This is a genomic window from Nitrosomonas sp. Is79A3, from assembly GCF_000219585.1.
Lineage (GTDB): Bacteria > Pseudomonadota > Gammaproteobacteria > Burkholderiales > Nitrosomonadaceae > Nitrosomonas.
Genome location: NC_015731.1, coordinates 3,427,580 through 3,442,111, shown reverse-complemented (window position 1 = coordinate 3,442,111; position 14,532 = coordinate 3,427,580). Strand labels below are relative to the sequence as shown.

The 14,532-nt window shown below is 47.6% G+C and carries 10 protein-coding genes; 5 read left to right on the top strand and 5 right to left on the bottom strand.

The genetic code is table 11. The annotated features are described in order from the left end of the window. Positions 1 to 18: 18 nt before the first annotated feature. Together NIT79A3_RS16010 and NIT79A3_RS16005 are read left to right on the top strand one after the other, a co-directional pair. Entirely contained in the window at positions 19 to 4,608 is a 4,590-nt protein-coding gene (locus tag NIT79A3_RS16010; protein WP_013967185.1) for an Hpt domain-containing protein, read from the top strand. Positions 4,609 to 4,698: 90 nt separating this feature from the next. Then, positions 4,699 to 5,394: a TIGR02594 family protein gene (locus tag NIT79A3_RS16005; RefSeq protein ID WP_013967184.1), complete on the top strand. Its 696-nt coding sequence runs from the start codon at positions 4,699 to 4,701 to the stop codon at positions 5,392 to 5,394. A gap of 98 nt (positions 5,395 to 5,492) precedes the next feature. Here the strand turns inward: NIT79A3_RS16005 and NIT79A3_RS16000 are convergent, their stop codons facing one another. The 5 genes from NIT79A3_RS16000 to NIT79A3_RS15980 form a co-directional block, all read right to left on the bottom strand. Next, the gene (locus NIT79A3_RS16000; RefSeq protein ID WP_013967183.1) at positions 5,493 to 6,713 is read right to left on the bottom strand and encodes a class II fructose-bisphosphate aldolase; all 1,221 of its coding nucleotides are present in this window, start codon (positions 6,711 to 6,713) and stop codon (positions 5,493 to 5,495) included. Between the two features lie 38 nt (positions 6,714 to 6,751). Continuing rightward, positions 6,752 to 7,096: a hypothetical protein gene (locus NIT79A3_RS15995; RefSeq protein ID WP_013967182.1), complete on the bottom strand. Its 345-nt coding sequence runs from the start codon at positions 7,094 to 7,096 to the stop codon at positions 6,752 to 6,754. A gap of 26 nt (positions 7,097 to 7,122) precedes the next feature. Further along, positions 7,123 to 8,064 carry a CbbX protein gene (gene cbbX, locus NIT79A3_RS15990; protein WP_013967181.1) on the bottom strand — a complete coding sequence of 314 codons (942 nt, stop codon included), beginning with the start codon at positions 8,062 to 8,064 and terminating at the stop codon, positions 7,123 to 7,125. A gap of 165 nt (positions 8,065 to 8,229) precedes the next feature. After that, a complete protein-coding gene (locus tag NIT79A3_RS15985) occupies positions 8,230 to 8,664 on the bottom strand; it encodes a ribulose bisphosphate carboxylase small subunit (protein ID WP_013967180.1) in 435 nt (144 codons plus the stop codon). A 20-nt stretch (positions 8,665 to 8,684) separates the two neighbouring features. Continuing rightward, the gene (locus tag NIT79A3_RS15980; RefSeq protein ID WP_198009441.1) at positions 8,685 to 10,145 is read right to left on the bottom strand and encodes a ribulose-bisphosphate carboxylase large subunit; all 1,461 of its coding nucleotides are present in this window, start codon (positions 10,143 to 10,145) and stop codon (positions 8,685 to 8,687) included. Positions 10,146 to 10,337: 192 nt separating this feature from the next. Between NIT79A3_RS15980 and NIT79A3_RS15975 the strand changes: the two genes are divergently transcribed. From NIT79A3_RS15975 to NIT79A3_RS15965, 3 genes are read left to right on the top strand one after another with little or no spacing between them, the layout of a single operon-like run. Next, positions 10,338 to 11,291, top strand: coding sequence for a LysR family transcriptional regulator (locus NIT79A3_RS15975; protein WP_013967178.1), 954 nt, complete (start codon positions 10,338 to 10,340; stop codon positions 11,289 to 11,291). Positions 11,292 to 11,323: 32 nt separating this feature from the next. After that, positions 11,324 to 13,702 (top strand): phosphoenolpyruvate synthase, encoded by a 2,379-nt coding sequence (gene ppsA / locus NIT79A3_RS15970; RefSeq protein ID WP_013967177.1) that lies wholly within the window; start codon positions 11,324 to 11,326, stop codon positions 13,700 to 13,702. After that, positions 13,699 to 14,529: a pyruvate, water dikinase regulatory protein gene (locus NIT79A3_RS15965; protein WP_013967176.1), complete on the top strand. Its 831-nt coding sequence runs from the start codon at positions 13,699 to 13,701 to the stop codon at positions 14,527 to 14,529. The genes ppsA and NIT79A3_RS15965 overlap by 4 nt, the downstream gene beginning before the upstream one ends. Positions 14,530 to 14,532: the final 3 nt, after the last annotated feature.

The following is a 14,532-nucleotide window of genomic DNA, read 5'->3' as shown; positions in this document are numbered from 1 at the left end:
AATAGATGGTATTGAAAAATGAGCGCGCAACCCAAACTTAATATTGCCTCGATTATCGGAATCAAGGATGGAATCTATCAAGTATTCGCTTTGATTGACCAGAATCTGGAGGTGTATAGCAAACATCCTGGTAATGACAAGCTAATCAGAGATTGCCTGAACTATATTCACCAGCTGGATGGCTTGCTGGAGATGCTGAATCTGACGAGCATCACCATTGTTACGGAAAAAATGGAGCAATTGGTTGCAGCGCTCGTCAGCAAGAAAATTGCGCCCAGTCCGCCGATTTTTGATGCGCTGAAACAATCCACCAAGGCATTGCTGTATTACCTGAATGAACTGATTGAAGGTATGGAAGAAAATCCGCTACGCTTATTTCCGGCGTATCGCGGGTTGATGCAGGTGTATGGTTTTGAGAATGCGCCCGAGAGTGATTTGTTTTTTCCCCGGTTAACGGCTAGCCCGGCGTTAAAAGCGGAATCAGCCCATATTAACGCCATAACAGGCAAATCCTTAGCCAAACAATTGGGAGCCGAATATCAGGCTGGTCTGCTCAAGTGGCTGCGTGATCCATCGAACAGAGACGGCTTGCAGCAGATGGCTGCGGCAGTCAATCAGCTCGAGGAATTTCCGGGAACTACTGAAGGGCGGGCATACTGGTGGGTAGCCGCCGGTTTCCTCGAGGATTTATTGCAGCTGGGAGGCGATCAAATCGATCTTCCGGTGCGCCGCCTGTGCGGAAAGATTGAACAAACCATACGCCATCTTGCGGCTGGGACACTGGGTAATACCGCACCGTTGATGCGTGAATTGCTGTTTCACATTGCCCACAGCGAATCAGCCAGTCAGCGCATCAGCGATATCAAGAACAGTTATACCTGGCCCGGTCTGACGGCAGACCAGGATACGCTGACTTTTGAACAGTCGGAAACCTTGCGTCCCATTTTGGATAGGCTACGTAGCACGCTGATGCAAGCGAATGATATCTGGCGTGAATTTTGTGCGGGGCACCAGGAAAGTCTGGCCTCGTTGCTTGAATACATTGATTGGCTCAACCATCAAGCGCAGCAAACCGAATGCGCGCCGTTAGTGAAATTAATCGATGCCATTGATAGCACCGTTACATATTTACATGATCAGCCTCAGGATGCCAGTGAAGAGCTGGCGATGGAAATGGCGACCGCTTTATTACTGGTTGAGAGTATTATCGATGACTTTAACAAGCTGCCCCCGGATTTATCGCAACAGATCGATGTGATTGCCGCCCGTCTGCGTGGTATTACTGCGGGCGATGTCAATGTCAGTGCGCTGCCACATGCTCCAGCGTTTACTGTGTTAGAAAGTAAATCACAGGAAAAAGAATTACTGGCGCAGGTTGCACAGGAAATTCTGACCAATTTGGGTCAAATCGAGACCATTCTGGATAAATTCTTTTTTGAACCCGAAAAACGTGCAGAATTGTTCGTGTTGCCCGGTTTATTCAAACAAGTCTTCGGCGCTTTGGTCATGCTGGATTTGGAACGTGCGCACACGTTGCTGCATCATTGCCTGAACCTGGTCGAGAAACTGTTAAAACCGGGCTATGCAATTGTTGAGACAGAGCAGATCTTGCTGGTGGATGGATTAAGCAGTCTGGGTTTCTTTATTGAAGCGCTCAGAAGCGGGCAACCCGAGAGTCACCAGATTGTCGAAGAAGCGATCAAGTTATTCCAGATCGCATCAATTCCCGCAAACGCAACGTTACCGGCGCAAACGGCTCCTGCGGAATCCGCCGTCGCGGCAAAACCGGATGCAGCAGCCGTTAAAGCGGCGAGTCCCAGCGTCAATGCCGATTCGGAATTGCTCGCTATTTTCCTGGAAGAAGCGGATGAGGTGCTGGCAAATATTGCCGCTGAACTGCAGAAGTGCCGGATTGACGCAGCCGATCATGAGTCACTCACTGGCTTGCAACGTGGATTTCATACAATCAAAGGCAGTGGCCGCATGGTCAAGCTGGAGAAGATGAGTGAAGTGGCCTGGCGTTTGGAACAAGTTCTGAATCATTGGCTAACTGAAAAAAGACCGGCATCCGATCCATTAATAAACTTAGTCACGCGCACGCATCAGGCCTATAGCGAGTGGTGCGGGAATCTGCGCGAACAGGGTTCAGCAGAGGTTGATGCCGGTGAATTATTGCTTTTAGCCAAAGCGCTATTAACCAGTGAAGAAGCAATTGAAACGCAGGGGATGGATTCAGCAGCAACGGCTAACAGTCTTGTTGATATAGACGCCTCGTTTGAAGCCGAAGCGGAAGAGCCAGCCGTATTCCCGGATTCTTCATCCAGCGGAACAAAAACTAAGCCTGTACAACCTGTGCCGTTTACCGCTGAAGCAGTTGATCGGATCAATTTTGAGCTGCTTCCGGTGTTTCTGGAAGAAACGCAAGACATTATTCCGCAAATGGGCGGTAAATTGCGCGCCTGGCGCATGCTGCCGCAAGACGAGGATATTCATCATGCGCTACTGAGATTGTTGCATACCTTGAAAGGCAGTGCCCGCATGACAGGAGCACTACATCTGGGTGAATTGATCCATGCGATGGAAAGTCATGTGGAAACAGCTTTTCATGCGCGCAATATTTCCGACTCCGCACTGGACCAGCTCGAAAGTGAATTTGATGCCATCAGCGGCAAGATTGAACAGCTTCAGAGCATTGAAGTACCGCCGCTTCCGGCAAAACAAATCGCTAGGGATGCTTTAGCGGATATAGTTGAATCAACAGATTCTGTGTCCGGGAAATCCGAATTGCTTCAGTCAAAAACCATTTTGCGTATTAATTCCGAACTCATTGACCGCTTGGTGAATGATTCCGGAGAAGCCAGCATTCTGCGTTCAAAAATTGAGGCGCAGCTCAATAATTTTAAACAATCGCTGCAGGATCTTACTGAAAGCACGCATCGCTTGCACGACCAGTTGCGCGAAGTGGAGATTCAGGCGGAAACGCAAATGCAATCGCATCTTGCGCAGCAGCATGAAAGTGAGCCTGCGTTTGATCCGCTCGAATTTGATCGATTTTCCCGCTTCCAGGAACTGACGCGGCTGATGGCTGAAAGTGTCGATGACATTATCACCGTGCAAAAAAGCCTGCGTGCAACACAAACGGTCGCGGAAGAAGCTGTCGCGCAGCAATCCGTGATAAACCGCCAGCTCCAGCAATCTTTGCTGCAAATCCGCACGATACCATTTGGTAATTATGCCGAACGTTATTATCGTATCGCCCGGCAAGTGGCGGACGATGTGGGTAAAAAAGCCAATCTGGAAATCCAGGGTGCAGAAGTTGAAATTGACCGCAGTGTATTAGAGAAGATTAATCCGCCTCTGGAACATTTGCTGCGTAACGCGATAGCCCACGGCATCGAAGAACCGCGGCTAAGACAACAAGCAGGCAAGCCTGAAATAGGACAAGTCGCTATCCACCTGCGTCAGGAAGGCAACGAAGTGATCATCACGCTGAGTGATGATGGCCGTGGTTTGAATTTGCCGCGCATTCGTGAGGAAGCACAACGGCTTGGCTTGATCCAGGAAAATGAAATATTGGATGATGACAAGGCGATGTCGCTGATCTTCATCCAAGGCTTATCAACAACTGATTCCATCACCGGAATTGCCGGTCGCGGAATTGGTCTGGATATCGTCAAAAATGAGATTTCGATGCTCGGCGGCCGCATCAGCGTCCAGTCTGTTCCCGGCCAGGGAACAACGTTCACGATTTATTTACCGCTTACACTCTCCGTTGCACAAACTTTCATGGTTCGCGCCGGGAAACAAATCTATGCGATTCCTGCTTTTATTGTCGAACATAACCGGGAATTCGATCCCGATACGCTGAAAACAATCTATCAGGATCGACAGATCGAGTTTAATGGAAAGAAATACTTGTTCTCCCATTTGTCGCATTTGCTGGGTCAGACAGATCATATTCCGGAAATCACCAAACACAGCCAAGTGTTATTCCTGCACAGCGGGACACAATATCTTGCCGTGCATGTCGATGATCTGATCGGTAACACCGAAGTGGTGGCCAAGAACATCGGCTCACAGCTTGCGCATGCGCCCGGTGTTGAAGGCGCTACGATTACCGGTGACGGTGAAGTCATACTGATCCTGAATCCGGTGAAGCTGATACAACGCACCGATGTTCAGAAAGCGCTCAATACTCCGCTGCCAGAACTCACGGCGATCACGCAAAAGAAAACCAACACGGCACCCGCCATCATGGTGGTTGATGATTCATTGACGGTGCGTAAAGTAACCTGCCGCCTGCTGGAACGTGAAGGTTGTGATGTGTTGATTGCTAAGAATGGCAAGGAAGCGATTGAGATTCTTCAGGACAGTATTCCGGATGTCATGCTGATCGACCTGGAAATGCCTAAAATGAATGGTTTTGAGTTGATCGAAAAAGTGCGCGCGAACCCGGAAACGGCTCATATCCCGATGATTATCATTTCCTCACGAACCGCGGAAAAACACCGGAAAATTGCCAAGGATCTGGGAGTTAATATATTTCTTGGTAAGCCTTATAAAGAGGATGAATTGCTAAATCATTTGTCTGAGTTGATAAGAAAGTAAGCAGTAGAAATAATAGAGAAAAATATTGCATAATTCCACCGCCGGATTGTTCACTCAATCTGATTAAATTCAATAAATCGCGGGGACATAATGGGAAGCAATGCAATTACACAGATTCAGCAAGCACTGAAAAACAAAGGATTCGATCCGGGCGGGATCGATGGCATTTGGGGGCGCAACACCATTGCCGCAGTCAAACAATTCCAAATGCAACAAGGTCTTGAAGTGGATGGTATTGTTGGTCCGCAAACCACAGCAGCACTTTTCAAGGATGTTCCATCGGCCATTGAATCACTCCTTCCCTGGTTCGAAGAAGCCAAGCACTTGATGGGCACGAAGGAAGTGCTTGGCGATAAGAATAATCCTGTCATTATGGACTGGGCGAAGGATCTTGATATCAACTATGCCGGTGATGACATTCCATGGTGTGGGCTATTTGTTGCCCATTGTGTTGGGGCGACATTGCAGCAAGAAGTACTGCCGGGGAATCCACTGGGTGCGCGGCAATGGGAAAAATTTGGGAATAGCACTACGCCTTGCCTCGGCGCAGTGATGGTGTTCTGGCGGGAATCACTGGCAAGTGGAAAAGGTCATGTGGGTTTCTACGTCGGTGAAGATGATGAGGCCTATCAGATTCTTGGTGGTAATCAATCCGACAAAGTTTGCCTGATGTGGTTGGGTAAGGACCGATTCCGTAGCGCACGTTGGCCCAGAACTGCTTCTTCACTAACCAGCAGAGTTGTACAAAAAGACAGGGATGAAGGTCTGTCGCTCAATGAAGCTTAATTTATCTGGTCACTTTGCTGATACAAACCTGGTGTTACATTGTAGGGCATGCTGCAATTGTTGCTTATAGCTCTGCTGCTACGGAGCTCAAGGATAGGCTATGCATTGACAGACTCCTTCAGCTGATGGTCCCAACTGGATAAAGTCGAGACAAAAGTAATATTGATTTTTTTAGAGTCAATTGAGTGTGATATTTGACTGTAGAAAGCATTATAGTGCGGATGAGATTGGTAACTGTTAATAACTTCCGCATGTGCCAGTTGTATACGCCAACAAAGGCGGTATTGACCCGGTTCTGATAATGCCCAACTTGAGAAAACCTGGCGCACACCAGGAATTGTCGTTAAAGTTTTACGTGCCTGTTCAGTCAGGGTATCAAATTGCTGTAGATAACGGCTCTCAACATTACAAATAATGATTTGTTCTACAGATTGCCAAGGGCGGCACTGAATCAAAACTTCCGCTGCGCGGCCCGCTGATCCCCAGAGATGCATATACAATTTGATTTGTTCATGGAGGCTTTCTTTAACACCGCGCAACGATTCAATATAGCCTTTTTTGTTGCTTGCTTGGGCATTGGAACGAATTACTGCGGCAGCGATATCGGAAAGCTCCGTGTAGCAGTTAATTTTAGCGATACCATTTAAGATCAGCTTATGGTATTGCTCTTCAACTAATCCACTTCCGCCATGTAGCACCAGTGGAATGCCGAGCTCGTCGTTAATACGTTTCAGACGTTTGAAGTCTAATTTAGTGCTGCGATTGGGCTGGCGGCCATGCATTGTGCCAACGGAAACTGCAAGGAAATCAATTCTGGTACGTTCAACATACACTTTAGCTTCTTCAGAGGAAGTATAGACGGCATCTCCTAAATTATTGATTGCATTTTCTCCCTCCACTCCGCCTATAAAACCAAGTATCCCCTCAACTGCTGTACCGCATGCATGAGCTACTTCTGTAACACGGCTGGTTTGCGTGATATTAACCGGGAGTGCTTCTAAAGAAACATCCAGCATGACACTGTTGCAACCAAGATTAATCGCTTGGACAATGGATTCATGCGCTTTTGCATGATCAAAGTGGATAGCAACCGGCACTTTGGCGTGATGTGCGGCTCGTTCAACAGCTGGCATGATCAGGCTGAAATCATGTTGGTGGAAGAGCGGCTCAGAAAGATTGAGAATAACTGGTGAACGACAGAACTCGGCTGTCATGATAATAGCTTCCAAGAAATCCAAGCTTACTAGTCCAAAACCACCGATGGCGTAGTTATTTTGATAAGCATGATTCAACATATCGCGCATATCTACAAGTGGCATTTTTATCCTCTGAAATTTAAGGGTGTGAAAGAATTAGCTCAATGCATAATTTTTTCAAGTGCCTGATCCAAATCATCCAGAGCTGACCCCATGATAAGACCTGCACAGCTATGGTATAGCCACAATTCACAAGAAACAGGTAGGTGTAAACTACGTCGCCCACGAATCTGAAACTCGCGCCATGCCAAAATGGGCTGATCCTCTGTATTGCTGTCAACACATAACCACATGGTACTGTCTAGAATGACTTCTAACCCACGATGCTGCTGTAATGTAACTCGCAGTGGATAGCCTAATCGCAGCAGCGCAAGCCGCCCGCGGTTATAACAAGCCGCTTCAATCGTTTTAGGGAAAATTCTCCAGGGTAGAGTCAGCGTTTCCATCGCTATTAGAAATATGTCTTAAATTTTTATTTTCTATTTTTTAAATCGGATTCATTATCCGATGTACTTTCAAGAAAAACACGACTCGCTAGAATATCTTCCGCTTCTAATGTGATGAGATCAGTTTTGGACAATGATTTCTTTGTTCCGGAAAATAACCGATTCGCCTGCCGTAGTCGAGCACGATCTAGCGCATTGCGAACCGAGCGTGCATTAGCAAAATGCTCCGACTTCATACGCAAGCGGATATATTTCCCGAATGCCTCTTCTCCGGCTGCACTGAAACAGTAATTCTGGCTTGCTAACATTAACTTAGCGATCGCGACTAACTCATCTGCACCATAATCCGGAAAGTCGATATGGTGCGCTATACGCGAGCGCATACCGGGATTGCTATGGAAGAATTTATCCATGCGATCTTTATAACCTGCCAAGATAACGACCAAGTCTTCGCGGTTATTTTCCATCGTTTGCAGCAGAATTTCTATTGATTCCGCACCATAATCACGTTCGTTTTCTGGTTTATAGAGGTAATAAGCCTCATCGATGAAAAGAACACCTCCCATCGCTTTTTTGATCACTTCTTTTGTTTTTGGTGCGGTATGTCCAATATATTGACCGACCAAGTCATCTCGAGTTACCGAAACCAGATGCCCTTCACGTACATAGCCGAGGCGGTGTAAGATTTCTGCCATACGCAGAGCTACTGTCGTTTTTCCCGTACCAGGATTCCCAGTAAAACACATGTGTAAACTAGGTGCGCCTGCAGATAATCCTAATTGTTTGCGAACGCGATCGACCAGCAACAATGCTGCAGTCTCACGAATACGAGTTTTCACTGGGATTAAACCAATCAACTCCCGATCTAGTTTATCCAGTACTTCCTGGATATTAGATGCTTGGAACTCTGCATCCAAATCAATCGATGTGTCTTGAGTCGATGTTAAGTGTTTAGTTTGCTTAGACATGTTTGATCATCTCTATAAGATAGATACTGGCAACATATATCTATTGTATTAATTTAATTATTAGGACTATTTGTTGAATGCAAAGAAACTTCTTAAGCGACTGCGTTTGCGTTGTTAACTATCTCTCTCTTCTTAATGAAGAGAGAGATTGCTAGCTGCTAGCTGCTAGTAGCGCTCAGCTTCCGGTTTGTCGGTTGCATAGGAGTGAATGGTATAACTAATACTCCGCCCCGCACCTTCTTGACGTACTAAACCAAAACCTGGTTCTTTCTCAGGCCGGTTGACAATATATGACATGGTCGGACTTTCCACGCCGCGTGTTGAGTTAAACGCAGTCACACGGATATAGTGATTTGGGAAAGTTTTGCGGCAGCTATTAATTTCCATCAAAATTCCTGCCGGATCTTTCAAATCAAACATAGGATTGCCAAACATTTCCCAGTACGTGTTACGTGGGTGAGGATCATCTGTATATTCAATTCCGATTGCCCAGCCATTTTTCAACGCATACTTGAGCTGTGTTGAAATTTGCTTGTCGGTCAACGGGGGTAGGAAAGAAAATTGCCCCTGTGTGACGATGTTACCTGGATTGGTCATCATAACTGTTTCTCCTAAATTGATTAAACGTTCGCAGTTGCGGATGGCACAAAGTCAGCGGTATCCGTAGAATCGTAATTAAAGGTAATATCTTTCCACGTATCCAACGCTTGTTTGAGCGGCGTGCACCACTTGGCAGCATCGGCAAGAATTTGCGGACCTTCTTTGACGTAATCCCGGCCTTCATTACGCGCCAGAACCATAGCTTCGAGTGCTACACGGTTTGCCGTTGCGCCTGCCTGGATCCCTTGAGGGTGACCGATCGTGCCGCCACCGAACTGCAATATCACATCTTCGCCGAGATAATCGAGCAATTGATGCATCTGGCCTGCATGAATACCGCCGGAAGCAACAGGCATGACTTTATTAAGTGACGCCCAATCTTGATCAAAGAACAGTCCGTGTTCTAGATTCTTCTCAGTATGTGTGTCGCGCAAGGTGTCGTAAAAACCCTTGATCATCAGCGGATCGCCTTCGAGCTTGCCCACAACGGTGCCCGCATGAATATGATCGACACCCGCCATACGCATCCACTTACAAATCACACGGAAATTCATGCCGTGATTTTTCTGGCGTGAATAGGTTGAATTACCCGCACGATGCAGATGCAATATCATGTCGTTCCTGCGAGCCCACTTTGCCATCGACTGAATCGCGGTATAACCGATCACCAGATCGATCATGACAATGACTGAGCCCAGAGATTTTGCAAACTCTGCTCTTTCATACATGTCTTCCATCGTGCCGGCCGTCACATTCAAATAATGCCCTTTGACTTCACCCGTGGCCGCAGATGCTTTATTCACTGCCTCCATGCAATACAGGAAACGATCACGCCAGTGCATAAAAGGCTGTGAGTTAATATTCTCATCGTCTTTCATGAAATCCAGACCGCCTTTAAGGCCTTCGTATACAACGCGCCCGTAGTTACGTCCGGAAAGACCCAGCTTTGGTTTGGTCGTGGCGCCAAGCAGTGGACGACCAAATTTATCTAAACGTTCACGTTCTACCACGATACCGGTTGCAGGACCTTGGAAGGTCTTGAGGTAAGCAACGGGAATGCGCATGTCTTCCAGACGCAGGGCTTTGACCGCTTTGAATCCAAATACATTACCGATAATAGAAGCGGTTAAGTTTGCGATCGAGCCTTCTTCAAATAGATCAATATCATAGGCGATATATGCAAAGTATTGTGCTTCGTTTTTAGTGCCCGGCCCTGTATTGGGAACAAGCTCAGACTTGTATGCTTTGGCACGATAAAGTTCGCATGCGGTTAGCCGATCAGTCCATACCACGGTCCATGTCGCCGTAGAAGATTCACCTGCGACTGCTGCCGCTGCTTCTTCATGATCTACCCCCGGTTGAGGCGTGATGCGAAACAGCGCGATGACGTCCGTGTCTTTGGGTACATAGCTAGGTTCCCAGTAACCCATTTTTTTGTACGGAATGACACCGGATTTGTAACGTTCTTTACCTTCTTTCATGGTTTCTGAAGCCATAATTTTCTCCAAGTTATTGAAAAACCCACGCTATAAACTTTAGTTAGGAAGTAGACATCAGCGGGTGAAAATATAGTAGAATTTTTGAACTATAAATAACAATCAAATGTTTCTATTATTGCGATAGATTTATATCTATGATAGATCTTTATTGGCAGATAATAAAAGGAGAGACTCATGCGTCACAGCACGTTACGGCAACTTGAAGTATTTGAAGCGATTGCTCGCTTGAAAAGCTTTACTCGTGCAGCCGAAGAGCTATTCTTGACGCAGCCGACGGTATCGATGCAAATCAAGAAACTGACGGATGAGATTGGCCTGCCTTTGTTTGAACAAATCGGTAAAAAAATTTATCTGACCGATGCAGGAAAAGAGCTGTATCAAACCTGCCTGGGTATTTTTGAACATTTTTCCCGTTTTGAAATGATCGCATCGGATATGAAAGGCTTGAAATCAGGAAAACTGCGGCTTGCGGTAGTGACCACCGCAAAATATTTCACGCCACGTTTATTGGGCATGTTTTGCCAGAAATACTCCGGCATAGACGTTGCACTGATAGTGACGAATCGCGAGCGTGTTCTGGAAAGATTAAGCGGTAATCAAGACGATCTCTATATCTTGGGCCAAGTTCCGGACGCCATTGATGCCGTAGCGGAAGAATTTTTGGACAATCCGCTGGTTGTTCTGGCATCGGCCGATCATCCACTGTCTCGCGAAAAAAAGATCAGCATTGAGCGCATCTGTGATGAACCCTTTATCATGCGTGAGCCGGGCTCCGGAACGAGGATGGCGACAGAACGTTTTTTTCTGGAACATGGTCATAAATTGAAAGTCCGCATGGAACTGGGCAGCAACGAGGCGATTAAGCAGGCTATTGTCGGTAGATTGGGTATTGCCGTCTTGTCTCGGCATACCCTGGCCCTGGATGCGCCGATGGGGCAGCTTGCAATACTTGATGTTGAAGGATTTCCGATTGAACGTCACTGGTATTTTGCTTATCCATCCGGCAAGCAATTGTCGATTGTGGCGGAGACATTCTTAGAGTATTTGCGGCAGGCATCTGATTACCTTGAAGATTTATCGTGCCGCCATGCGATTTCTGGACATTGTCCTTTGTTAAAAAACGAATAAGGTATCATCGAATTTGTTGATAGGAGTTTTCTATGACTGGATATATCGCCTGGTTTGATCAATTGACGATGCACGATGTAGGCTTGGTTGGTGGTAAGAATGCCTCGCTGGGAGAAATGATCAGCCACCTTTCACAGGCTGGTGTGAACGTGCCGGCAGGTTTTGCGACCACGACAGAGGCTTATCGGGAGTTTCTGGTTGCCAATGGGCTCGTTGATCGTATCAACCATATATTGGATGGATTGGATATTGACGACATTAATGCGCTGACCGCCGCCGGTAAAGCAATTCGCGGTTGGGTGCTCGATGCCACGCTACCGGATACTATTTTACAAGCAGTGTCAGAAGCCTACGAAAAACTGGCAGCAGGCAGCGGGGATGATGCGGTTTCTTTTGCAGTGCGTTCATCAGCAACGGCTGAGGATTTGGCCGATGCTTCATTTGCCGGTCAGCAGGAAACGTTATTGAATGTTCATGGGTTGAATCAGATTCTTGCAGCGATCAAAGTGGTATTTGCTTCACTGTATAACGACCGCGCCATTGCTTATCGGGTTCATCAACATTTTCCGCACGACAAAGTATATCTGTCCGCCGGGATTCAGAAAATGGTGCGCAGCGATCTGGGCGCCAGTGGCGTGATGTTCACGCTGGATACCGAATCCGGTTTCCGCGATGCGATTTTTATCACCGCTGCGTATGGACTGGGCGAAACCATTGTGCAGGGTACCGTTAATCCGGATGAATTCTATGTGTACAAGCGCGGGTTGACTGCCGGTCGTCCGGCAATTCTCTCGCGGCGTTTAGGTACGAAAGCCATTGAAATGATTTATGGCGATAAAAAAGGCGCCAACGATGCGCTCACGCTTACGCGTGATGTAGAAATGGATCGCCGCATGCGTTTCTCGTTATCGGACAGCCAGGTGGAAGCGTTGGCGCGTCAAGCGCTGATTATTGAACAACACTATGGCCGCCCGATGGACATTGAGTGGGCGCTGGATGGACTGGATGGCCAATTGTACATTGTACAAGCTCGCCCGGAAACTGTGGAAAGCCGCGCTAACCAAGTCATAGAGCGATTCAAACTCAGTGACAAGGGAGAAGTGCTCGCAGAAGGCCGGGCAATCGGACATAAAATTGGCCAGGGAACAGCCCGCCTGATCATGGGTATTGAGCAGATGCACGAAGTTCAGTCCGGCGATGTGCTGGTTACCGAAATGACCGATCCGGACTGGGAGCCGATTATGAAGCGGGCTTCTGCGATTGTTACCAATCGCGGCGGGCGCACTTGTCATGCGGCCATTATTGCACGGGAAATGGGGATTCCTGCGGTGGTCGGATGTGGCAATGCGACAGCACATATCGCGGCGGGGGCGCAAGTCACGGTTTCTTGTGCCGAAGGCGATTCCGGTTATGTGTATGCAGGGCTATTGCCATTCGAGCATACCACGGCGGATACCGGTCAATTGCCTGATTTGCCAGTAAAAATCATGATGAATGTAGGTAACCCATCGCATGCCTTTACATTTTCCCGCATCCCCAATCAAGGCGTCGGGCTGGCCCGACTGGAATTCATTATCAACAACATGATTGGCATCCATCCCAAAGCGCTTTTGGAGTTTGATCAATTACCCGATGCACTGAAAGCCGAAATTAGCAGCCGAATCGCGGGTTATGAAAACCCCGTTCACTTTTATGTGGAAAGATTGGTCGAAGGCATCGCCACGTTAGCCGCTGCTTTCTATCCGCATCCTGTGATTGTGCGCACATCCGATTTTAAGTCCAATGAGTATGCGAATCTGATTGCGGGCAGCCGCTACGAGCCCCAGGAGGAAAACCCGATGATTGGTTTCCGGGGCGCATCGCGCTACCTTGCGGCAACTTTCCGGGAATGTTTTGAGCTCGAATGCAGCGCTTTACGTAAAGTCCGCGACGACATGGGCCTGACCAATGTTGAGATCATGATTCCCTTTTGCCGGACACTCGAAGAAGCAGAACAAGTGGTCGCGTTATTGGCATCACAAGGATTGGTGCGCGGCAAGAATGGTTTACGCTTGATCATGATGTGCGAAATTCCTTCCAACGCGTTACTCGCGGAAGAATTTCTGCAGTACTTCGATGGTTTCTCTATTGGTTCCAATGACATGACCCAACTCACACTCGGTATTGATCGTGATTCCAGTTTGGTTTTCCATGTGTTCGATGAGCGCAATCCCGCCGTGAAGAAATTACTGAAAATGGCCATTGATGCTTGCCACAAGCAGGGTAAATATATCGGTATCTGCGGGCAAGGGCCTTCGGATTATCCTGATTTTGCCGCCTGGCTCTATGAGCAAGGCATCAGCAGTCTGTCGCTGAACCCCGATTCGGTGATGCAAACCTGGCTTGATCTGGCAAATCTGGGCAAACAATGACGCAGCAAAAACGCACGGTTTTCTATTTATCCGATCGTACCGGCATTACTGCGGAAACACTCGGGCACAGTTTGCTGACGCAGTTTGACGGTATTGAATGGGAAACGATCAACGTACCTTTTCTCGACGATATCGAGAATGCCCAAGCCGTGTTAGCGCAGATTAATCACGCTGCCGAGTGCGACGGACATCGGCCTTTGGTGTTTAGTACTTTGCTGAAACCGGAAATTCTGGAAGTCATTAAACAAGCGAATTGTCGCCTATTCGATTTCTTTGAAACATTTGTCCGCTCAATCGAGGAAGAATTGCACCAGCCCTTTGCCCGCATGGCTGGACGTTCTCATGGCTTGCAACATCACTTGTCCTATTTCAAAAGGATTGCCGCTATCAATTACGTGTTGGCGCATGATGACGGCGTTAATCCGAAGAATTTCGCCGAAGCCGACATTATTCTGACCGGTGTCTCGCGTTCCGGTAAAACGCCCACCTGCCTATATTTGGGACTGCAATACGGCATCGCCGCGGCGAATTATCCGCTGACGGAAGAAGATATGTCCTCACAACAGTTGCCGAAGGTATTGGAAAATGTCAGAAGCAAATTATTTGGTTTGACGCTGACCCCCGCCCAACTACATTTTATCCGGCAGGAACGCCGCCCGAATAGCCAATACGCTTCACTGGCGCAATGCCAGCGGGAAATTCAGTGGCAGGAATCGTTGTTTCGTTTATGCAATATTCCCTATTTGGATACAACCCGCATTTCGATTGAGGAAATCAGCGCAATCATATTGAATCGTTGCGGCTTGAAGCGGCAGTTGTATGGTTGATTA